Below are 1086 nucleotides of genomic sequence, written 5' to 3'. Positions count from 1 at the left end.
AGACAGATAAAATAAAACAAAACCACTCATGAAACTCTAGAGTCTCCCTTAGCAATATGAGGAGGAGTTAACATGAAGAAATTATTAAATGAATTACTTGTAACCCCAAAAAATTTAGATGCAGAGAAGGTTTTACGTCTTCCTTCGTATGATGTTGCGCAAGAAGTAAAACGGTTTTCAATTGAAGATCAAGTCATATTACTAAATACAATACCTGTATTAAAAAGCTCTAAAATTCTTCAATATATGAGTGCAGAAGAAAAATATAATATCTTAATTCACTTATCTGAAAATAAAGCCAAAAAGTTGCTAAATTTACAACCGATTGATGAATTAGTGGATTTACTTCTAGCGGTTCATCCGGAAAAACAGGCTAAATTAATGGCGTATCTAGATAAAATTACAAAACATAACGTGAAAAAATTGATGACTTTCAAACCTGAAACGGCGGGAAGTCTTGTAACAAGTGATTTTGTTGCAGTTAGAGGAAATTGGTCAGTAAAAATGACATTAAAGTACATTAGGGAAAATTCTAAAAATGTAGAATCAATATCTTATAGTTATGTTCTTGATAATCACGGTTATCTTAAGGGAATCGTTTCCATACATGAGTTATTACTAGCACCAGATGAAGAGATATTATCTACTATCATGATTCAAGAGGTAATTTCAGTACAAGCTGAAATTGATCAGCAAGAAGTTGTAAAAAAGCTACTCAATTATAATTTAGCAGCAATACCTGTCACAACAGCAAATAATAAAATGATTGGTATCATAACATTTGATGATGTAATGAATGTTATGGAAGCAGAAGCTACAGAAGATATTCAAAAGTTAGGCGGAAGTGAACCATTAAATCAATCTTACTTTGAAGCTAGCATTTGGAGCATTTTCTTAAAACGTCTACCATGGTTATTACTTCTTTTTGTTGCTGAGGCATATACAGGTACAGTATTAAAGTATTTTGAGGACGAAATTGAAACTGTAGTTGCCCTTGCTTTCTTTGTTCCATTATTAGTAGGTACTGGAGGGAATACAGGAACACAGGTTGTAGCAACAATTACTCGTGCAATTGGTATTGGAGAG

General features: G+C 32.4%; 1 protein-coding gene. It reads left to right on the top strand.

Features of this window, described 5'->3' with window-relative positions:
- Positions 1-72 precede the first annotated feature (72 nt).
- A partial coding sequence (gene mgtE, locus ATL10_RS30855; RefSeq protein WP_110498416.1) for a magnesium transporter occupies positions 73-1086 on the top strand: 1014 nt, incomplete at its 3' end.

This window comes from Bacillus sp. 196mf (assembly GCF_003217275.1).
GTDB classification, from domain to species: domain Bacteria; phylum Bacillota; class Bacilli; order Bacillales; family Bacillaceae_G; genus Bacillus_A; species Bacillus_A thuringiensis_S.
Note: the sequence above shows the minus strand (reverse complement) of the source record. Positions and strands in the feature narration are given on the sequence as shown.